The organism is Lysobacter sp. Hz25 (assembly GCF_046097045.1).
Taxonomy (GTDB): Bacteria; Pseudomonadota; Gammaproteobacteria; order Xanthomonadales; family Xanthomonadaceae; genus Lysobacter; species Lysobacter antibioticus_B.
Genome location: NZ_CP175666.1, coordinates 2,702,873 through 2,721,732 on the forward strand (window position 1 = coordinate 2,702,873; position 18,860 = coordinate 2,721,732).

At 64.6% G+C, this 18,860-nt stretch carries 19 protein-coding genes and 1 pseudogene; 12 read left to right on the forward strand and 8 right to left on the reverse strand.

The annotated features are described in order from the left end of the window. Positions 1 to 77: 77 nt before the first annotated feature. The 8 genes from ACKN61_RS11435 to ACKN61_RS11470 form a co-directional block, all read right to left on the reverse strand. A complete protein-coding gene (locus ACKN61_RS11435; RefSeq protein WP_031370726.1) occupies positions 78 to 644 on the reverse strand; it encodes a DsbE family thiol:disulfide interchange protein in 567 nt (188 codons plus the stop codon). Continuing rightward, the gene (locus tag ACKN61_RS11440) at positions 641 to 2,653 is read right to left on the reverse strand and encodes a heme lyase CcmF/NrfE family subunit (RefSeq protein WP_408953542.1); all 2,013 of its coding nucleotides are present in this window, start codon (positions 2,651 to 2,653) and stop codon (positions 641 to 643) included. The genes ACKN61_RS11435 and ACKN61_RS11440 overlap by 4 nt, the downstream gene beginning before the upstream one ends. 195 nt (positions 2,654 to 2,848) lie before the next feature. Then, positions 2,849 to 3,316 carry a cytochrome c maturation protein CcmE gene (gene ccmE, locus ACKN61_RS11445; protein ID WP_031370728.1) on the reverse strand — a complete coding sequence of 156 codons (468 nt, stop codon included), beginning with the start codon at positions 3,314 to 3,316 and terminating at the stop codon, positions 2,849 to 2,851. Then, positions 3,313 to 3,477, reverse strand: a complete 165-nt coding sequence (ccmD, locus tag ACKN61_RS11450; RefSeq protein ID WP_408953543.1) for a heme exporter protein CcmD — start codon at positions 3,475 to 3,477, stop codon at positions 3,313 to 3,315. Before ccmD ends, ccmE begins: the two co-directional genes overlap by 4 nt. Then, positions 3,477 to 4,238: a heme ABC transporter permease CcmC gene (ccmC, locus tag ACKN61_RS11455; protein WP_408953544.1), complete on the reverse strand. Its 762-nt coding sequence runs from the start codon at positions 4,236 to 4,238 to the stop codon at positions 3,477 to 3,479. The genes ccmD and ccmC overlap by 1 nt, the downstream gene beginning before the upstream one ends. A 97-nt stretch (positions 4,239 to 4,335) precedes the next feature. Next, a complete protein-coding gene (gene ccmB, locus ACKN61_RS11460; RefSeq protein WP_408953545.1) occupies positions 4,336 to 5,052 on the reverse strand; it encodes a heme exporter protein CcmB in 717 nt (238 codons plus the stop codon). Further along, positions 5,049 to 5,693 carry a heme ABC exporter ATP-binding protein CcmA gene (gene ccmA, locus ACKN61_RS11465; protein ID WP_408953546.1) on the reverse strand — a complete coding sequence of 215 codons (645 nt, stop codon included), beginning with the start codon at positions 5,691 to 5,693 and terminating at the stop codon, positions 5,049 to 5,051. Before ccmA ends, ccmB begins: the two co-directional genes overlap by 4 nt. 136 nt (positions 5,694 to 5,829) lie before the next feature. Then, positions 5,830 to 6,303 carry a DUF3293 domain-containing protein gene (locus tag ACKN61_RS11470; protein ID WP_051884444.1) on the reverse strand — a complete coding sequence of 158 codons (474 nt, stop codon included), beginning with the start codon at positions 6,301 to 6,303 and terminating at the stop codon, positions 5,830 to 5,832. A 177-nt stretch (positions 6,304 to 6,480) separates the two neighbouring features. Here ACKN61_RS11470 and ACKN61_RS11475 point away from each other — a divergent pair, with 177 nt between their 5' ends. From ACKN61_RS11475 to ACKN61_RS11530, 12 genes and pseudogenes are all read left to right on the forward strand, one after another. Then, on the forward strand, positions 6,481 to 7,629 hold the full coding sequence (locus ACKN61_RS11475) for a pyridoxal phosphate-dependent aminotransferase (protein WP_408953547.1): 1,149 nt from the start codon (positions 6,481 to 6,483) through the stop codon (positions 7,627 to 7,629). Positions 7,630 to 8,043: 414 nt separating this feature from the next. Then, positions 8,044 to 8,406: pseudogene (locus ACKN61_RS11480) on the forward strand (hypothetical protein); the annotation flags it as partial. A 281-nt stretch (positions 8,407 to 8,687) separates the two neighbouring features. Then, positions 8,688 to 9,704, forward strand: a complete 1,017-nt coding sequence (locus ACKN61_RS11485) for a virB8 family protein (protein ID WP_408953548.1) — start codon at positions 8,688 to 8,690, stop codon at positions 9,702 to 9,704. Next, positions 9,701 to 10,468 carry a TrbG/VirB9 family P-type conjugative transfer protein gene (locus tag ACKN61_RS11490; RefSeq protein WP_031370737.1) on the forward strand — a complete coding sequence of 256 codons (768 nt, stop codon included), beginning with the start codon at positions 9,701 to 9,703 and terminating at the stop codon, positions 10,466 to 10,468. The genes ACKN61_RS11485 and ACKN61_RS11490 overlap by 4 nt, the downstream gene beginning before the upstream one ends. Next, positions 10,465 to 11,685: a TrbI/VirB10 family protein gene (locus ACKN61_RS11495; RefSeq protein WP_408953549.1), complete on the forward strand. Its 1,221-nt coding sequence runs from the start codon at positions 10,465 to 10,467 to the stop codon at positions 11,683 to 11,685. Before ACKN61_RS11490 ends, ACKN61_RS11495 begins: the two co-directional genes overlap by 4 nt. A gap of 28 nt (positions 11,686 to 11,713) precedes the next feature. Further along, entirely contained in the window at positions 11,714 to 12,751 is a 1,038-nt protein-coding gene (gene virB11, locus ACKN61_RS11500) for a P-type DNA transfer ATPase VirB11 (protein ID WP_031370739.1), read from the forward strand. A 181-nt stretch (positions 12,752 to 12,932) separates the two neighbouring features. Continuing rightward, entirely contained in the window at positions 12,933 to 13,751 is an 819-nt protein-coding gene (locus ACKN61_RS11505) for a lytic transglycosylase domain-containing protein (RefSeq protein ID WP_408953808.1), read from the forward strand. Positions 13,752 to 13,876: 125 nt separating this feature from the next. After that, on the forward strand, positions 13,877 to 14,245 hold the full coding sequence (locus ACKN61_RS11510) for a TrbC/VirB2 family protein (protein ID WP_408953550.1): 369 nt from the start codon (positions 13,877 to 13,879) through the stop codon (positions 14,243 to 14,245). Continuing rightward, positions 14,238 to 14,552 carry a type IV secretion system protein VirB3 gene (locus ACKN61_RS11515; protein ID WP_223619589.1) on the forward strand — a complete coding sequence of 105 codons (315 nt, stop codon included), beginning with the start codon at positions 14,238 to 14,240 and terminating at the stop codon, positions 14,550 to 14,552. The genes ACKN61_RS11510 and ACKN61_RS11515 overlap by 8 nt, the downstream gene beginning before the upstream one ends. 173 nt (positions 14,553 to 14,725) lie before the next feature. Continuing rightward, positions 14,726 to 17,182, forward strand: coding sequence for a VirB4 family type IV secretion/conjugal transfer ATPase (locus ACKN61_RS11520; RefSeq protein WP_408953551.1), 2,457 nt, complete (start codon positions 14,726 to 14,728; stop codon positions 17,180 to 17,182). A 60-nt stretch (positions 17,183 to 17,242) separates the two neighbouring features. Then, positions 17,243 to 18,007, forward strand: a complete 765-nt coding sequence (locus tag ACKN61_RS11525) for a hypothetical protein (protein ID WP_408953552.1) — start codon at positions 17,243 to 17,245, stop codon at positions 18,005 to 18,007. Between the two features lie 62 nt (positions 18,008 to 18,069). Then, positions 18,070 to 18,834 (forward strand): hypothetical protein, encoded by a 765-nt coding sequence (locus ACKN61_RS11530; protein ID WP_408953553.1) that lies wholly within the window; start codon positions 18,070 to 18,072, stop codon positions 18,832 to 18,834. The last annotated feature ends 26 nt before the right edge of the window (positions 18,835 to 18,860 follow it).

Below are 18,860 nucleotides of genomic sequence, written 5' to 3' on the forward strand. Positions count from 1 at the left end.
GTCGGCACCAACGAACCCGTGCTGTCCCCCCCTTTGAAAAAGGGGGGCCGGGGGGGATTTGCTCTTGCGCTCGAAACTCATCGCGCCTTCTCGACTTCCGCCAGCTTCGGCAGCAATTCGTCGCGGATGGTGGCGTCGGTCAGCGGGCCGACGAACTTCCAGCGCACGATGCCCTTACCGTCGACCAGGAAGGTTTCCGGCGCGCCGTAAATGCCCCAATCGATCGCCGACTTGCCTTCGAAATCGGTGACCACGACCCAGTAGGGATTGCCGAACTGCTCCAGCCAACGCAGGGCGTCGGCGTGTTCGTCCTTCCAGTTGAAGCCGATCACGCGCACGCGCTTGGTCTCGGCGAAACGGGTCAGCACCGGATGTTCGTCGCGGCAGGCCGGGCACCAACTGCCCCAGACGTTGAGCAGGTAGGGCTCGCCGCGCAGGTCGTCGGACGAGAGCAGGCGGCCGGCTTCGTGCAGCACCGGCAGCGAGAATGCCGGCGCCGGCTTGCCGATCAGCGGCGACGGCAGCGCTTCGCGGTTCGGCTTGCGGCTCAGCCAAACGCCGGCGGCGAGCAGCACGGCCAACGCAGCGAATACCGCCAACGGCAACCAGCGGCTGTTGTTGCCGCGCGGGGTGGGGGTATTCATGCCTGTTCTCCTGCAATGGATCCTGCGACCGCGGCGGTCGCAGTGGACACGGCCGGACGCGGTTCGGGCGAACGTTCGCCCCCCTCGCGCGCATCGGCCTTGACTCGGAAACGCCGGTCGGCCGCTGCGACGAAACCGCCGAGCATCATCAGCAAGGCGCCCAGCCAGACCCAGCGTACGAAGGGTTTGATGTGCACGCGTACCGCCCAGGCGCCGTCGCCCAGCGACTCGCCGAGGGCGACATACAGATCGCGGGTGATGCCGCGTTCGATCGCCGCTTCGGTCATGACCTGGCCGCCGCTGGCGTAGGCGCGTTTTTCCGGGTGCATGACCGCGAGCACTCGCTCGCCGTCGAACACGGTGACGGTGCCGTAATCGGCTTCGTAGTTGGGCCCGACACGATGGTCGACGCTGTCGAAGCGGAACGCGTAGCGGCCGAGGTCCAGGCTCTTGCCCGGCGTCAGCGCGACTTCGCGCTGCACGCTGAGGCCTTCGACCAGCAGGGCGCCGACCAGGAACACGGCGACGCCGAGGTGGGCCAGGGTCATGCCGAGCATTTCGGCGGTGTAACGGGTGCCGTTGCCGCGCACGCGCGTCCACACGAAGCGCAAAGTGCCGGCCGCGACCCACACCGCGCCGCCGACGCCGGCGGCGACTTTCCACGGCCCCTGCGGCGCGAGGAAATAGGCCGCGATGGCCGCGCCGAGGGCGAGACCGGCCCAGGGCACCAGCATCGCCAAGGGGCGCGAGGGCTGCTCGCGCTGCCAGCGGAACAAGGGGCCGAACGGCAGCAACAACACCAGAGGCGTCATCAGCAGCACGAACATCAGTGAGAAGTACGGCGGGCCGACCGAGATCTTGCCGAGTTCCAGCGCATCGGCCAGCAAGGGATACAAGGTGCCCAGCAGGACCATCGCGCAGGCGGTGGCGAGCAGCAGATTGTTGGCGAGCAACAGGGTCTCGCGCGAACTGAGCTCGAACGGCTTGCCGCCGTCGTCGTCGCCGGACGGCACGCGCAGTGCGTACAGCAGCAGCGAGCCACCGATGACGATGCCGAGGAAGATCAGCACGAACAGGCCGCGCGAAGGATCGGCGGCGAAGGCGTGCACGCTGGTCAGCACGCCGGAGCGGACCAGGAAGGTGCCGAGCAGCGACAGCGAGAACGCGGCGATCGCCAGCAACAGGGTCCAGCCGCGGAAGCTGCCGCGCTTTTCGGTGACCGCCTGCGAATGCAGCAGGGCGGCGCCGGCGAGCCAGGGCATGAAGCTGGCGTTCTCGACCGGGTCCCAGAACCACCAGCCGCCCCAGCCGAGTTCGTAATAGGCCCACCACGAACCCAGGGCGATGCCGAGAGTGAGGAAGGCCCAGGCGATGTTGGTCCACGGCCGCGTCCAGCGCAGCCAGCGCGCGTCGACCTTGCCGTCGAGCAAGGCGGCGATGGCGAAGGCGAACGGCACCGAGAAGCCGACGTAGCCGATGTACAGCATCGGCGGATGGATGATCAGGCCGGGGTCCTGCAGCAGCGGATTGAGATCGCGGCCTTCGGCGACCGCCGGCAGCAGGCGCGCGAACGGATTGCTGGTGAAAATCAGGAACGCGAGGAAGCCGACGCTGATCACGCCCATGACCGCGAGCACGCGCGAGATCACCTCGGGCGGCAGCGCCCTGGAGAAGCGCGCGACCGCCGCGGTCCACAGCGCCAGCACCAGCGCCCACAGCAGCAACGAACCTTCGTGCGCGCCCCACACCGCCGAATAGCGATACGCCATCGGCAGCAGCGAATTGCTGTTCTCGGCGACGTAGCGCAGCGAGAAATCCTGAGTGACGAAGGCTTCGGTCAGGATCAGGAAGGCGAAGCCGACCAGGATCAGCTGCGCGTACGCCGCCGGCCGCGCGATCGCCATCCACGGCGCGATGCCGCGATGCGCGCCGAGCATCGGCAGGCTGGCCTGCACGATGGAGATCAGCAGGGCGAGGATCAGGGCGATCTGGCCGAGTTCAGGCAGCATGGTAGGCGCCCTTGCAGAAAATCAGGGATGGGGCAACAGCAACGGCAAATCCCCCTCGGTCCCCCTTTTTCAAAGGGAGAAGACCAGCGGAGTTATCAAAGCGAGTAGATCCCCGAGAGCCAGTCCGCGCTGTTCCCCCCTTTGAAAAAGGGGGGCAGGGGGGATTTGCTCTCGCTACCGCAACGGTCACTGCGATCAACGCGCCGGCTCCGCGCCGCCGGGGGCAGCGACGTCGTGCTTCTTGTGCGCCGCGCCCATCTTGTCGGCGACTTCCTTCGGCATGTAGGTCTCGTCGTGCTTGGCGAGAATTTCCTCGGCGACGAAGGTGTCGCCCTGCATGCGGCCGGTCGCGACCACCGCCTGCTTCTCGCGGAACAGGTCGGGCAGGATGCCGGTGTAGGCGACCGCCAACTCGGCGTCGCCGTCGGTGACGCGGAACTGCGAATCCAGGGTGCCCTGGGTGCGCTTGAACGAACCCGCCGCGACCATGCCGCCGAGGCGGAAACGCGCGCGCTCGCTGGCTTCGCCGCGCAGGATCTCGCTCGGCGTGTACAGATAGGCGACATTGCGCTGCAAGGCGGTGGCGACCAGGGCGGTCGCGGCGCCGGCGGCGGCGACCAGTCCGACCACCCAGAGCAGGCGGCGACGGCGAGTGGGGTTCATCGGCTCAATTCACTTGTCTGGCTACGCGCTGCGCCGCGGGCCGCGCGCGCGCGCGCCAGGCGCAATTCGCGGCGGATCTGCAACCGGCCGGCGACGAAGTCCCAGCCCAGCACGATGGCGAAAACCGCATACGCGGCGATGATGTATTCCTGGTATTCCATTATCGGCGGCCCTCGCTCGTGGCACCGGCGAGTTCGGCGACCCAGGCCTTGCCCTGTTCGCGGCGCAGGTTGTCGGCGCGCGCCCGGGTCAGCAGGGCGCCGATGAACCACAGCTTGGTGCCGACGATCATCCAGATCAGCGGCGCCATCATGCTCGGGTCCATGCTCGACTTGCCGAGCAGGCTGATGGTCTGGCCCTGGTGCAGCGAGTTCCACCACACCACCGAGTAACGGATCACCGGTAACAGCGCCACCCCGACGATCGCCAGCAAGGCGGCGGCGCGCGCGGCGGCGCGGCGGTCGTCGATGGCGTTGTACAGGCCGATCACGCCGAGATACAGGAACAGCAGGATCAGCTCGGTGGTGAGGCGCGGGTCCCAGTCCCACCAGGTGCCCCACATCGGCTTGCCCCAGATCGAGCCGGTCGCCAGCGTGATGACGGTGAAGCCGGCGCCGATCGGCGCGCAAGCCATGGCCAGGATCTCGCACAGCTTGATCCGCCAGACCAGGGCGATGGCGGCATAGAACGCCATCAGGGCGAATACCGCCATGCTCATCCAGGCGCTGGGCACGTGGATGTAGAGGATGCGGAAGCTGTCCTTCTGTTGGTAGTCGGCCGGCACCAGGAACAGGGCCGAGTACAGGCCCCAGGCCATGACCAGCAGGCCCAGGCCGTAGCCCCAGGGCGCCCAACGCGCGGCGAAGCGGTCGAAGTAGGGCGGCGAGCCGAGTGTGTGGAACCAGCGGACGAGGGGATTCATTCAGTGGTTCGTTCGGGGTCTGGGTGTCTGGGTCGCGAGCGGCCTGGAGCGGTGGGACGCGGCCAAGCGGCGGCCGCGCAGGATCTGTTCGGTGCGATCAGTTCAATGCGATGCGGATCGCCGCGGCGGCCGCCAGCGGCGCCAGCAACAGGGCGACCACCAATCCGGCGGCCAGCAACAGCAATGCGCCAACCGGGTCCAATCCCTGGGCCGAGCGAGCCACGCTGCCCGCCCCGAACACCAGCACCGGGACATACAGCGGCAGCGCCAACAAGGCCACAAGGATACCAGAGCGCCGCATCCCGACCGTCAGCGCGGCCACCACCGCGCCGAGCAGACTCAGCAGCGGCGTGCCCAGCGCGAGCGAGGCCAGCAGCACCGGCAATTGCTCGCGCGGCAGGTACAGCAGCTCGCCGAGGAAGGGGGTGGCGACCAGCAGCGGCAGGGCGGTGGTGGCCCAGTGCATGAAGGTGCGCACCGCGACCAGCCAGCCCAGCGGCACCGGCGCCAGCATCCATTGCTCCAGCGATCCGTCCTCGGCGTCGCCGCGGAACAAGGTGTCGAGGGCGAGCAGGCCGGCCAGCAGCGCCGACAGCCACAGCACCCCGCCGGACACCTTCGCCAAGGCCTGCTTCTCGCCGCCCAGGGCCAGGGCGAACAGCACCACCACCAGCAAGGCGAACAGCGCCGGCTGCAGGGCGTCGCCGCGGCGGCGCCAGAGCAGGCGCAGGTCGCGCGCCATCAGGGCGCGGGCCGAGCCGATCAGGCCGGGCGTGGCGGCGGCCAGGCTGGGATTGCGTTGGCGCGCGCTCATACCGCCTTCTCCATGACCAGCATGCGCGTGCGCACCGGCGGCGCGGCATAGGCGCCGTGGGTGGTGACCAGGGCGGCGCCGCCCTCGCGCAGGTGAGCCTGGACCATGCGATTGACCAGTTCGATGCCTTCCAGGTCGAGATTGGCGTAGGGCTCGTCGAGCAGCCACAACGGCGCCGGCGCCATCCACAGGCGAGCCAGCGACAGGCGTTTCTTCTGTCCGGCCGACAACTGACGGGCGAGGGCATCCTCGTAGCCGGCCAGACCGACGATGGCCAGGGCGTTCTCGGGCAGCTGGCCGCGCCGGCGCCCCTGTAGGCCGCACAGGAAGTTCAGATTTTCCATCGCGCTGAGGTCGGCCTTCAGCCCGGGCAGGTGGCCGAGGTAAGCGATCGCCCGGGCGCGGCGCGCCGGGTCGGACGGTTCGCCGTCGAGTTCGATCTCGCCCCCGTCGGCCCGCAATAGACCGGCCAGCACCCGCAGCAGCGTGGTCTTGCCGGCGCCGTTGTCGCCCTGCACGAGCAAGGCCTCGCCGGCGTCGACCGCGAAGTCGAGCGGCCCGAACACGGGCTCGTCGTTGCGCGCAAAGCGCAGTCCGCGGGCTTGCAACAGCGGCGGGGCAGTACGTTCGTGTGAGGTCATCGGTCGGGTGCGGGCGCCCGGTCGGGCCGCGGAGCGCGCATTTTATGCGAGTCCGCCGCCAATCCCCCATGAGAGAGCAAGGGCGAGAGCGAGGGCGGGGGCGACGACGGCCGCGCCGGCCCGGATCGCGCCCGACTCAATCGCCGAGCCAGTCGGTGTATTCCGAGCGCTCGGCATTGGCCGGGCGCGCGATCAGCATGCGCAAGCGCACCGGCTCGCCACGGCGCCAGGCCAGCACCCCGGCCTGGCCGAAGTCGCGGGCCAGGGCATGGGCGAGGCTTTCGTCGAGGTCGGCCAACAACCAGCCCGGCTCGCGCCATTCGCCGGCGCTGTCTTCGGCCCAGGCAGCGTGGCGTTGCACCCCGGCGGCATCCAGGCGCGCCACCAGTCGTTCGTCGGCGGCGCGGTTGGCGCTGTCGGAGTGCGGTTCGGACGCCGGGTTCCAGGCGGTCACGAACATATAATGAGTCGCCGGCCAGTACGCTTCCAGGTCCCGGGCCGGGCGGCCGACCCGCAAGGGCAGCGCGTCTCCGTCCAGGGCCACCGCATAGTCCGCGGCGGCGTAAGCGACCGCCAGTTCGGCAGCATTGACGACTTGTAGTTCGCGCATGGGCGTCAGTGTCCCGAGCCTGGACGGACAGTGCAATGCCCGTTGATCGGCGGCTGTCCAATGGGTCGGGCGCATATCGATATGTCGACTCGGACGGCTTGCGGCCGGATGCGATCTAACGGCCTGCAACACCGCACCGTTACACTCGATGCCCCGTACGCGATCCGTTCCCGGCCCATGACGCTCGAAACCAAGCTGCCGAAAGTCGGCACCACCATCTTTACCGTGATGTCGCAGCTCGCCCTCGAGCACCAGGCGGTCAATCTGGGCCAGGGCTTTCCCGACTTCGAGGTGCCGGCGCGGCTGGTCGAGTCGCTGGCGCGGGCGATGAAGGACGGCAAGAACCAATACGCGCCGATGACCGGCATCCCGGCCTTGCGCCAGGCGATCGCCGCCAAGACCGAGCGTTGCTACGGCTACCGTCCCGACGCCGACGCCGAGGTCACCGTGGTGTCCGGCGCCAGCGAGGCGATCTTCGACGCGGTCCAGGCGGTGGTCCGCCCGGGCGAAGAAGTGATCGTGCTCGATCCTTGCTACGACAGCTACGAGCCGGCCATCGATCTGGCCGGCGGCCGCGCCGTGCATGTCCCGCTCGACCCGCAGACCTTCGCCGTCGACTGGGACCGGGTGCGCGCCGCGATCACCGCCAAGACCCGGCTGTTGATGATCAACTCGCCGCACAACCCGTCCGGGGCCATGTTCGATGCGAACGACATCGCGCGCCTGAGCGAGCTGTTGCGCGAGCACGATATCTGGCTGTTGTCGGACGAGGTCTACGAACACATCGTGTTCGACGGGCTGCGCCACGAATCGATCCTGCGCTACCCGGAGTTGCGCGCGCGCGCCTTCGTGGTGTCGAGCTTCGGCAAGACCTACCACTGCACCGGCTGGAAGATCGGCTACTGCATCGCGCCGCCGGCGTTGTCGGCCGAATTGCGCAAGGTCCACCAGTACAACAGTTTCTGCAGCTTCGCCCCGGCGCAGTGGGCTTTCGCCGAGATGATCGAGGCCGAGCCGGAGCACTACCTGGGCCTCGGCGATTTCTACCAGGCCAAGCGCGATCGGTTTCGCGAGCAGCTTTCGACCACGCGCCTCAAGCCCCTGCCGGTGCCGGGCGGCTACTTCCAACTGGTCGACTACTCGGCGATCAGCGACCTCGACGACGCGGCCTTCTGCCGTTGGCTGACGATAGAGAAGGGCGTCGCGGCGATTCCGCTGTCGCCGTTCTACGAGTCGCCGCCGACCGGGCAACGATTGGCGCGCCTGTGTTTCGCCAAGAACGAAGCGACCCTGGACGCGGCGATCGAGCGCCTGGCCAGACTTTGAGTCGCAACTCTAGATTGCACTTTTTTCGTCGACCCACTTGCCGAAAGCTTTGACTTCGGTCTAATCTTGGTCTACGAGTGTCGTCAGACACACGTTTAACGGTACTACCGTGCTGTAGGGGAGTTCATGGACAGAACGATGATTACGCGTCGCGCGTCTCGCGCGGCCTTACTTTCGCGACCCGTTGCAGAAAGGGCAGGCGTGTTACGCACTGCCGCTGCAAAGGTGTCCGCCGTCTCATTTTGGCCGGCTTCGGTCCAGCAAATCCGTTACCAACAATGACCGCGGCGGGGCCAGTCGCGACGCACTGGCGAGTCCAGGCGTGGCTGGCGGCCTCAGCGGCGATTTCGTGCGTCAGTTCAATCAAATAAAGCCGGGGAAAGCGTGAGACATACAACTGCAACCAGCCCTCGTTTGTGGGTCGCGATTTTGCTGGCGATTGCGCTGGCAGGCTGCGCCACTCGACCCGCGCCGGATTTCGGCGGCCGCTGGAAGCCGGTCAACCGGTATTCCGAGGCACCGAGCGAAATTCCGCTGCACCAGTCCTACGTGTTCTATCCGTCGCCGATGGACGGCACGTTGAAGAACATGCTGACGCGCTGGGCGACGGATTCGAATATGACCCTGGATTACCAGCATTATTCGGACTTCACCCTGCACCAGGCGGTGTCGCTGATCCACACCACCAGCCTGCCCGATGCGGTTTCGCAGCTGAATTCCGCGTATGCGGCGCAAGGCGTGGTGATCGCCCGCGAAGGCGACAAGATCGTGGTGCGCTCGGCCGTCGCCGCGCCTGCGCCGGGTCCCGCCGCGGCGCTGCCCGAGCCGGAGTCGAAGGCTGCCCATCACGCCAAGACCAAGAGCGAGGCGGCCCCGGCCGAATCGCCCTCCGCGGATGCGGCGCCCTCGTCGGTCTCGACGACGGCGGTCGCGCAAGCCGCAGCTCCGACGCCTTAACCATCGAACGGCTAACGCCGACCCGCCTGAGCGATCCGGTCTGCGTGCGCGAGCACGCCCGGTCGCCGGCAACGATTCCATAGTTATGGATGCAACATAAGATGTTCGGAAAAAAGCCCGTAACTCCGCAGATCGAGAACGCCGTCGCCAAGGCGGCCAACTACGAAGTCACCGTTGCCGACATAGCGCGACGCAGCGAGCGCCGCGCCTGGATGGTGGCGTTCGCCTCGTTGGTGATGTCGCTGATCCTGGCCGGCGGATACTTCTACTTCCTGCCGCTCAAGGAAAAGGTGCCGTATCTGGTCATGGCCGACGCCTACACCGGCACCTCGACCGTGGCCCGCCTGCGCGACGACTTCGTCAACCCCAGCATCAGCACCAGCGAAGCGATCAACAAGAGCAACATCTCGCACTTCGTGATGGCTCGCGAGTCCTACGACCACTCGCAGATCGGCGAGCGCGACTGGAGCACGGTGTTCGCGATGGCCGCCCCGTACGTATCCAGCGGTTATTCGCAGCTGTACGGCAACACCAATCCGAACAATCCGATCACGATTTTCGGCAAGGCCAAGGCGGTTCGGGTCAAGATCCTCAGCATCCAGCTCAACGGCGAGCAGAACACCGGTCCGAAGCCGAAAGTCGCCACGATTCGTTTTCAACGCAGCGTGCTGAACAAGGACACCGGCGGTTCCGAGCCCCTGGACAGCAAGATCGCCACGATCGAGTACCTGTACAAGTCGAATCTCAAGATGGACGAGCGCAATCGCGTGCTCAATCCCTTGGGCTTCCAGGTCACCAGCTACCGAGTCGACAACGATTACGCCGCTTCGCCGCCGATCCAGAGCGAGTATCCGACCACGCCGGGCGCCGCTCCTGCTCCCGCGGCTGCGCCGCAGGGCCAGCTCATGCCCGACGGCACGATGGCGCCGGCGCCCGCTTATCCCGGCGCGGCTCCGGCCGCTCCCGGCGCCGCCCCAGGCTACCCGCCGACGGCACCGGCCCAGCCGGGCCAGCCCGGCGCGCCCGTTCCCCCCAATCCCGCCGCCAATCCGGCAATGACGCCGGCGGCACCCGCACCTGCACCGACTGGCAATGCGAATGGAGTCAGCAACCGATGAACTGCCTGCGTAAACACCGCTTGGCCGCCCTGCTGTTTCTGGCGGTTTCCGGCCTCGCGCTACCTGCCACGGCCCAGGTTATCCAGGAATACGAATACGAAGCCAACCGTATCTATCCGGTGCGTACCGGCCTGGGCATCACCACCCAGATCGAGCTGAGCCCGAGCGAGAACATCCTCGACTACAGCACCGGCTTCAGCACCGGCTGGGATCTGAGCCGCCGCGACAACGTCTTCTACATCAAGCCCAAGAACGTCGACGTCGACACCAACATGATGATCCGTACGAGCACGCACTCGTACATCTTCGAGTTGAAGGTCGTCGCCACCGACTGGCGCGTGCTCGAGCAGGCCAAGCAGGCCGGCGTGCAGTACAAGATCAAGTTCGTCTATCCGAACGGCACCGAGTTTTCCGGCGCTCAGGAGACCAAGGTCGAGCCGGTTCCGGAGTTGAACACGACGCTCGACAAGAACCGCGTCTACAACTTCGACTACCAGTATTCGACCCGCAAGAAGCCGTCCTGGCTGGTGCCGACCAACGTCTACGACGACGGCCAGTTCACCTATATCAAGATCAGTGGACTGAAGAGCCTGCCGACCGGCAATTTCCCGGCTGTGTTCGGTCGCGAACGCGAAGGCAGCGAGGATTTCGTGGTCAACACCACGGTCGAGAACAACACGATCGTCGTCCACGGTACCTATCCCTACTTGATCATCCGGCACGGCAATAACGTCGTCGGTCTGCGCAGGAAGAAGCAGAAATGAGCCAGAACATGCCGCCCAACCCGCCTGGCCGCCCCGAGGACAACCCGGGCACGTCGCAAGAAGGCAACTACGGCTACGCCGGTGCCAATCCCTATTACGGCCAGCAGGCCAGCGGCCCCGCGCCGGACCTGGATGCCGGTACCCCGACCCTGAAGTCGGCCGAAGCGCAGAAGCTCAACCGCAAGGCGCTGCTGTTCCTCGGTGGCATCGTGCTGTTGTTGATCATCGCCGCGCTGTGGATGTTCAACCGCGCGACTTCGGACGAAGACGACACCAAGAAGGTCAAGGAAGAGGAAATCAGCATCCCGGCGCTGCCGAAGCCGATCGAGGCGCCGTTGCCTCCGCCGGAGCCGATGCCGCCGATGCCGCCCTTGCCGATGGCCGAGCCGATGCCGCCGCCGCAGCCGCAGATGAACCAGCAGCCGCAGGAACAGATCGAAGCCGGTCCGCGCGGCCCCAGCCTGATGGAACGCCGCATGGGCGAAATGGCCGGGCAGGGCGGCGGTAGCGGTGGACAAAGCCAAGAGGACCGCGTCGCGGCCCAGATCGCCGCGGCCGAAGCCCGCCTCAACCCGAAGCCGGCCGTCGTCGAGCCGCCGAAGGAAGTCGCCTTCGCCCAGCCGATCTACAACCCCGATACCTTGCTGGTGCGCGGTACGTACATCCGCTGCGTGATGGAAACGCGAATCGTCACCGATCTGCCGGGCTTTACTTCGTGCATCGTCACCGAGCCGACCTACTCGATCAACGGCCGGCGTCTGCTGCTGCCGAAGGGCTCGAAGATCTCCGGTCGCTACCAGAACGAGAACATCAACGGCCCGCGCGTTTCGGTCATCTGGGATCGCATCACCACCCCTAACGGCATCGACGTCAACATGGCCAGCCCGGGTATCGACAACCTCGGCGGTGCCGGCCACCCCGGCGATTTCAACGCGCACTGGGGCAGCCGTATCGCCTCGGCCCTGATGATCAGTCTGATCAGCGACGCGTTCAAATACGCAGCGGCCAAGAACGGTCCGGAAAGCACCACGATCACCAATAGCGGCAACGAGATCCAGCAGCCGTACGAGAGCAACACCGCCCGTGCGATGGAGCGCCTGGCCAACCAGGCCCTGGACAAGAGCATCAACCGTCCGCCGACCGTGACCATCAACCAGGGCACGATCGTGAACGTCTATGTCGCCAAGGACGTCGACTTCTCGTCGGTCCTCAGGTGATATCGACCACAGTGGTTAGTTGAGAGAAATGGATACAGACAATTCACCGATCGCCCAGGTATCCAACGCGTTCCTGGAATACCAGTACCAGGTGCTGGGCATCCACGAGTACATGAGCTCGCCGGATGTGACGGAAATCTGTATCAACCGGCCGGGGGAGCTCTATCTGGAGACCCGGTCGGGCTGGAACCGGATCGAAGTGCCGGGCCTGACGTTCGATCGGGCCCGGCAGTTCTGCACCGCGGTCGTCAACGAGAGCAACACCGGCCAGCGCATCACCGATGCCGACCCGGTGGTCTCGTTGACGTTCCCGACCGGCCAGCGCGCCCAGTTCGTGATCCCGCCGGCCTGCGACGCCGGCAAGGTCTCGATCACGATCCGTTTGCCGTCCAAGCACAGCAAGACCCTCCAGCAGTACGAGGAGGACGGCTTCTTCGCCCAGGTCGTCGAGCAGACGCACGTGCTGAGCGAGCACGATCGCGAGCTGCTGGAGCTGCGCGCGTCGAGGAACTACGCCGAATTCTTCAAGAAAGCCGTCCAGTACAAGAAGAACGTCGTCGTCGCCGGCGCTACCGGCAGCGGCAAGACCACCTTCATGAAGTCGCTCGTCAACCACATTCCGGCCTACGAACGGCTGGTGACGATCGAGGACGCGCGCGAGCTCTTCATCGAGCAGCCGAATGTGGTGCACTTGCTCTACTCAAAAGGTGGACAAAGCACGAGCAACGTCACGGCCAAGAGTTGCATGGAGGCCTGCCTGCGTATGAAGCCCGACCGGATCATCCTGGCCGAGTTGCGTGGCGACGAATCGTTCTACTTCATTCGTAACTGCGCCTCGGGCCACCCGGGATCGATCACCAGCTGCCACGCCGGCAGCATCACCCAGACCTGGGATCAGCTGGCGTTGATGGTGAAGGCTTCGAACGAGGGCTCGGGATTGGAATTCGCGGTCATCAAGCGTTTGTTGATGATGACCATCGACATCGTCGTGCACATCAAGGCCCACGCCGGGCAGCGCTATATCACGGGCATCGATTTCAATCCGGAACGCGCGCACGCCGAATAGGTGCGCTGCGTTCGCGAAATTCGTGAAAAAGTGACGTAAGTGTGCATAGCCATTGACAATCCTGGCTCCAACATGAATCATTGCGGCGCCGTTCCAACTGCTAGCAACCTATTCATTTTTGGTCTGTTTACAGGAGGTCGGCGCCAAGGTCGGCAGGGGGGATCAAGGAATGTTGCCCGGAATTGAGCTGATGAACTGCCCGGGCTTGGCAGTTCCACATGAAGTGATGCACCACGTCGTGCGCGTGGAGTCGTCCTTTAATCCCTACGCCATCGGCGTCGTGGGCGGCCGTCTCGTGCGCCAGCCCAAGAATCTTCCCGAAGCGATCGCCACCGTGCGCATGCTCGAGCGCCGCGGCTACAACTTTTCGCTCGGCGTCGCCCAGGTCAACCGCTACAACCTCGGCAAGTACGGCCTGGACTCCTACGAGAAGGCCTTCGAGGCCTGCCCGAACCTGCAAGCCGGTTCGCGCATCCTGGCCGAGTGCTATAGCCGCTCCAACAACGACTGGGGCAAATCTTTCAGCTGCTACTACTCCGGCAACTTCGTCACCGGTTTCCGGCACGGCTACGTGCAGAAGATCTATGCCTCGATCAACCGGGCCGCGAGCGAAGTCTCCGACGGCCAGGCCATCGCGGTGATCAGCAAATCGCCGCGTGCCGAGCCCGTTGGGGCGAGCGTCGCCGCGGCCGCCAAGCCGGTCTACGCGCCAGGCCGGCAGTCCGGCCCCCAGCGCCTGGCCGCCGCGCTGGCGACTTCGCAGCCGGCCCCGGCCCCGCCGCCGATGGCCGCGCCGATGCCCCAGTTACCGTTATCAGCTACACCAACGCCAATTTCTTCACCGTCTGCGGTCCAACCCGTTTCGATGGGCGTGGCCGCACTGACCCTGCAAGCGTCTCAACCGGTAAGAGTCATGCCGATGAACGCTGCCGCGGGGCCAGCCGCTGCGGCTGCTCCGGCCAAGGAGCCGTCGCCGGGAGACCAGGCCTTCGTTTTCTGACCACCGATCCACCAGCGCCAAACCCCTAGCTCCAATTCCCTAGCTTCAATTCCCTAGCTCCATCCCTAGACCCACGATTCTTCTCCACCACCTTTGTCCACTCGCGAACTAGAAGGGATCTCTTCATGAACAACACCATCCTCAAGAACTTCGTCTCTGCCTTCGGTATGGCGGCTCTCTTCGTCAGCATGCTGGTCCTGCCGGAACTGGCGTTCGCTCAGCCGGGCGGCGGTGCCAATGCGGAAGAGCGCGTCAGCGGCTTCATCAACAACCTGAACTCGCTGCTCAACATCGCTTCGATCGCGGTCGTGACCATCGCCGTGATCTTCGCCGGCTACCAGATCGCCTTCGCTCACAAGCGCATCGCCGACGTCGCTCCGGTCCTGATCGGCGGCTTCCTGATCGGCGCCGCTGCCCAGCTGGCCAACATGGTGATCCCGGAAGACGTCGGCCAGAACGTGATGGTGATGACGGCCCTGTCCTCGTATGCATAAGAACGCGTTGTTTCGTGGCTGTACGCGCCCGCCGATGTTTCTCGGCGTTCCGTACATTCCCTTCGCCTTCGGCGCCGGGACCTCGATGCTGCTGACGTTCTATATCGATATGTGGTGCATCTTGTTGCTGCCGGTGGTGATTTTCATCATGCGGCAGATGACCCGACGAGATGAGCTGATCTTCCGCTTGCTGGGTCTGCGCTTCCAGTTCCGCACCCGTGTGCGGAACCTGGAGCATCACCAGGGCATGTGGGTGTTCACGCCGAACCTGTATCGCAGTCCCAGCGACAAGAAAGCGAAAAAATGAAGTCCCGGACGTCATTGCGGCTTGCCCGCAATGACGTCCGGTTTTGCCGGCGGCGGTTCGCCGCCAACTGCTAGCCCAGTTCGCTGTTAGCCGAGTTCATCGATCGGTCCCGCCGTCCCAGCCGTCCAGCCTCAAAGCCGCTACATCCACCCCAGAAGGCACGTACTCACCCTATGTTGACGCCCGACGCTCCCATCAGCGAGTTCATCCCGCTGTCCACCCACGTATCGCCGACGGTGCTGAAGACGACCGGGGGCGACTTCCTGTTGGTGTGGCATTTGGGTGGGTTGCCTTTCGTCGGGCGCGAGGAGTGGGAGCTGGAGCACCGCCACAACACGTTCAACCGGATGCTGCAGACCTTGCGTGCGCCGGACTTCGTCAACGTGGCGTTCTGGGTGCACGACATCCGTCGTCGCCGCCGCGTCAGCACCAAGAACCAGTTCGACCAGGTCTTCAACCAGGAATTGTCGGACGGCTACTTCGCGTCGCTGTCCAGTCAGAAGCTCATGCAGAACGAGCTGTACCTGACGATGATTTACCGCCCGATCGTGTCGGGCAAGCGCTTCGTCGAGAAGTCGACGAGTGTCGAGCAGCTGAAAGAAGAGCAGGACCAGGCGATCGGCAAGCTCATGGAGCTGGCCAGCAACGTCGAGGCGGTCCTGAAGGACTACGCGCCGTACCGCCTGGGCATGTACGAAGCCAAGAACGGCCTGGTGTTCTCCGAGGCGCTCGAGTTTTTCGGCTATCTCCTCAACCGCATCGACGAGCCAGTGCCGGTGCTGCCGGCGCCCGTTTACAACTACCTGCCGGTCAGCCGGCACATGTTCTCGAGCAAGTCGGGCGACTTCGTCATCAATACGCCGAACGGCGTGAATCATTTCGGCGCGATCCTCAACATCAAGGAATACACCGACGCCACGTACCCGGGCATTCTCAACGGCCTGAAGTACCTGGACTTCGAATACGTCGTGACGCATTCGTTCAGCCCGATGGGGCGCCAGGACGCGCTGAAGGCGCTCGACCGCACCAAGGGCATGATGATTTCGTCCGGCGACAAGGCGGTCAGCCAGATCATCGAGCTCGACATGGCGATGGACCAGCTCGCCTCGGGCAACTTCGTGCTCGGCGAGTATCACTTCACCTTTACGGTGTATGCCGACAGCCAGGAAAAACTCGCCCAGCACCTGGCCATGTCGCGCGCCGAGTTGTCCAACGCCGGCTTCATTTCGGCCAAGGAAGACCTGGCCGTGGCGTCCTCGTTCTACGCCCAGTTCCCGGGCAACTGGAAGTACCGCACGCGCCTGGCCAATGTCAGCTCGCTGAACTTCCTCGGCCTGTCGCCGCTGCATAACTTCGCCACCGGCAAGAAAGAGAACAATCCCTGGGGCGACTGCGTCACCACCTTGCAGACGACCAACGGCCAGCCGTATTACTTCAATTTCCACGCGACCCATCCGGCCGAAAATTCGCTCGGCGAGAAGGCCATCGCCAATACCATGGTGATCGGTAAGTCGGGTACCGGTAAGACCGCGCTGATCAACTTCCTGTTGAGCCAGGTGCAGAAGCTCAAGCCGGTGCCGACGATCTTCTTCTTCGACAAGGATCGCGGCGCCGAGATCTTCGTGCGCGCCTGCGGCGGCAATTATCTCGCCCTCGAGAACGGCCAGCCCACCGGCTTCAATCCGTTCCAGTGCGAAAACAACGAAACCAATACCCAGTTCCTGTCGGACCTGATCAAGGTGCTGGCCGGCAAGACCGTGTATTCGGCGCGCGAGGAAGAGGACATTTTCCGCGCGGTCGAGAACATCCTCGACACGCCGCCGCACCTGCGCAGCATGACCAACCTGCAGAAGAGCCTGCCCAACATGGGCGACGACGGTCTGTATGCGCGCCTGCGCAAGTGGACCGCGGGCAATTCGCTGGGCTGGGTGTTCGACAACCCCGTCGACACGATCAATCTCGAGAAAGCCAGCATCATCGGCTTCGACTACACCGACGTGATCGACAACCCCGAAGTGCGCGTGCCGGTGATCAATTACCTGCTGCACCGCCTCGAAGAGCTGATCGACGGTCGTCCGCTGATCTACGTCATGGACGAATTCTGGAAGATCCTCGACGGCAGCGGCGGCCTCAAGGAATTCGCCAAGAACAAGCAGAAGACCATCCGTAAGCAGAACGGTATGGGCATCTTCGCGACCCAGAGCCCGGAAGACGCCCTGGCCAGCGACATCTCGGCATCGCTGATCGAACAGACCGCGACGCTGATCCTGCTGCCGAACCCGAACGCGAGCCGCGAAGACTACATCGAGGGCCTCAAGCTCACCGATGCCGAGTACCAGGTCGTGAAGGGTCTCGACGAGCGTTCGCGCTGCTTCCTGGTCAAGCAAGGCCACTCGGCGGTCGTCTGCCAGCTCAACCTGCGCGGCATGGACGACGCCTTGGCGGTCATTTCCGCTTCGACCGACAACATCGACATCATGCACCATGTGCTCGAGAAGGCGGCCCACAAGAAGGGCGTGACCCAGGACGACCTCGTTCCCGCCGATTGGCTGCAGGACTTTTTCGACAACCGCAAGGGTTCGGGCAAGGGCCCGGCCAAGAAGGCGGTTTCCGATTCCGCCGCGGCCTGAGCCTGGCGAACCGTTTATTCAGCAGTATCTGACGTCAACCATCAGATCAGGAGAAGGAAGATGAAATCGAACATTGCCAAGCAGGCGCGCACTAAGAAACTGGCTGTCTGCGCACTGGCGTTCAGTAGCGTGATGGCGGTCGGAAGCGTGAATGCGCAATGGGTGGTTACCGACCCTGGTCATACCGTTCAGAACGTCGTCCAGCAGATTATGGTCTCGGGCGAGCGTGCGATAGAGTTCGGCAAGCAGATTGACGAGTGGAAGAAACAATACGAGCACTTTCAGCAGCAGCTCATCAAGTTCCAGAGCTTCCTGAACAATCCGATCGCCTTGCCGAATTCGGAGCCCTGGGTCGAGTTGAACAAGGCCGAGGTCGTCAAGCAGAAGTGCGGCGATGCCGGCGGCAGCCTGCTGGGCCGGCTGATGGACAGCGTCGGTTTGCAGCTCAACGGCGACCTGGCCAAGCAGCAGTTGCAGGTGTGCGTGAACATCGAAAGCGCCAAGGTCGACAAGTTCAACTACACCGTCAAGTTCGCTCGCGACTCGGTGCCGCAGATGCAGAGCCTGCTCGGCAAGATCCAGGGCCAGCGCGGGACCAGCAGCAGCCAGGGCAACATCCAGGGCGTGGACAGCGAATCGATGCGTCTGGCGAACGACCTGGACATCAAGTACCAGTCCTGGCAGGCGCAAATGAAGACTTACGATGCCTACATCGCCGCGATGATGGATAAACAGAACACCTTGGCCACGCGCGCGCTCAAGGGCGAACCGAGCATGCTCGGCCAGGCGCTCAGCACCGCGGCCATGGCGGGCGCGCTGCAGTAAGTCGGGCTCATGAATCACTGATCGGCAATGCCAGTGGCAACTATCGGATCGGGAGAGGGAAGATGAAAACGAATGCCAAGCAGGCGTACAAGAAGAACCTTGCGGTTGGCGTCCTGGCGCTGGGCTGTGTGATGGCGGCCGGCAGCGTCAACGCGCAATGGGTCGTCACCGATCCGGGGCATATGGCCGCGAACATCGGTCAGCAGATCAAGACCAGTGTCGAGCGCGCGGCAGAGTTCGGCAAGGAAATGGCCGAGTGGAAGAAGCAGTACGACCACTTCCAGCAGCAGCTCATCAAGTTCCAGAGTTTCCTCGACAACCCCATCGCCTTGCCGACCTCCGAGCCCTGGCGCGAGTTGGATAAGGCGCAGGTGGTCGAGCAGCGCTGCCGCCAGACAGGCGGCGGCAGCATTCTGGGCAATCTGATGTCCCGTGTGGGCCTGAACCTCGACGGCGACTTGTCCGAGCAGCAGATGCAGATCTGCGTGAACATCGAGAGCGCCAAGGTTGAGAAGTTCAACTACACCGTCAGGTTCTCGCGCGACACCGTACCGGAAATGCAGCGCTTGCTCGGCCAGGTGCAGAGCCAGCGCGGGACCAGCAGCGATCAGGGCAACGTGGAAGGCGTCGACAGCGAATCGATGCGCCTGGCGAACGATCTCGATATCAAATACCAGATGTACCAGGCGCAGATGGCTATCTACGACGCCTACATCGTGGCGATGGTCGACAAGCAGAACACGCTCGCCAAGCGCGGCCTGAAAGGCCAGCAGACGCTGATCGGCTCGGCCATCAGCACGGCGGCGATGGCAGGGGCTCTGCAATGACAAGGGCGAACGGCGACGTTCGAATC

Excerpts from the sequence above, each read along its gene's own strand:
- ACKN61_RS11435 (WP_031370726.1), bottom strand. The coding sequence starts at position 644 with ATGAATACCCCCACCCCGCGCGGCAACAACAGCCGCTGGTTGCCGTTG.
- ACKN61_RS11440 (WP_408953542.1), bottom strand. The coding sequence starts at position 2,653 with ATGCTGCCTGAACTCGGCCAGATCGCCCTGATCCTCGCCCTGCTGATC.
- ccmE (WP_031370728.1), bottom strand. The coding sequence starts at position 3,316 with ATGAACCCCACTCGCCGTCGCCGCCTGCTCTGGGTGGTCGGACTGGTC.
- ccmD (WP_408953543.1), bottom strand. The coding sequence starts at position 3,477 with ATGGAATACCAGGAATACATCATCGCCGCGTATGCGGTTTTCGCCATC.
- ccmC (WP_408953544.1), bottom strand. The coding sequence starts at position 4,238 with ATGAATCCCCTCGTCCGCTGGTTCCACACACTCGGCTCGCCGCCCTAC.
- ccmB (WP_408953545.1), bottom strand. The coding sequence starts at position 5,052 with ATGAGCGCGCGCCAACGCAATCCCAGCCTGGCCGCCGCCACGCCCGGC.
- ccmA (WP_408953546.1), bottom strand. The coding sequence starts at position 5,693 with ATGACCTCACACGAACGTACTGCCCCGCCGCTGTTGCAAGCCCGCGGA.
- ACKN61_RS11470 (WP_051884444.1), bottom strand. The coding sequence starts at position 6,303 with ATGCGCGAACTACAAGTCGTCAATGCTGCCGAACTGGCGGTCGCTTAC.
- ACKN61_RS11475 (WP_408953547.1), top strand. The coding sequence starts at position 6,481 with ATGACGCTCGAAACCAAGCTGCCGAAAGTCGGCACCACCATCTTTACC.
- ACKN61_RS11485 (WP_408953548.1), top strand. The coding sequence starts at position 8,688 with ATGTTCGGAAAAAAGCCCGTAACTCCGCAGATCGAGAACGCCGTCGCC.
- ACKN61_RS11490 (WP_031370737.1), top strand. The coding sequence starts at position 9,701 with ATGAACTGCCTGCGTAAACACCGCTTGGCCGCCCTGCTGTTTCTGGCG.
- ACKN61_RS11495 (WP_408953549.1), top strand. The coding sequence starts at position 10,465 with ATGAGCCAGAACATGCCGCCCAACCCGCCTGGCCGCCCCGAGGACAAC.
- virB11 (WP_031370739.1), top strand. The coding sequence starts at position 11,714 with ATGGATACAGACAATTCACCGATCGCCCAGGTATCCAACGCGTTCCTG.
- ACKN61_RS11510 (WP_408953550.1), top strand. The coding sequence starts at position 13,877 with ATGAACAACACCATCCTCAAGAACTTCGTCTCTGCCTTCGGTATGGCG.
- ACKN61_RS11515 (WP_223619589.1), top strand. The coding sequence starts at position 14,238 with ATGCATAAGAACGCGTTGTTTCGTGGCTGTACGCGCCCGCCGATGTTT.
- ACKN61_RS11520 (WP_408953551.1), top strand. The coding sequence starts at position 14,726 with ATGTTGACGCCCGACGCTCCCATCAGCGAGTTCATCCCGCTGTCCACC.
- ACKN61_RS11525 (WP_408953552.1), top strand. The coding sequence starts at position 17,243 with ATGAAATCGAACATTGCCAAGCAGGCGCGCACTAAGAAACTGGCTGTC.
- ACKN61_RS11530 (WP_408953553.1), top strand. The coding sequence starts at position 18,070 with ATGAAAACGAATGCCAAGCAGGCGTACAAGAAGAACCTTGCGGTTGGC.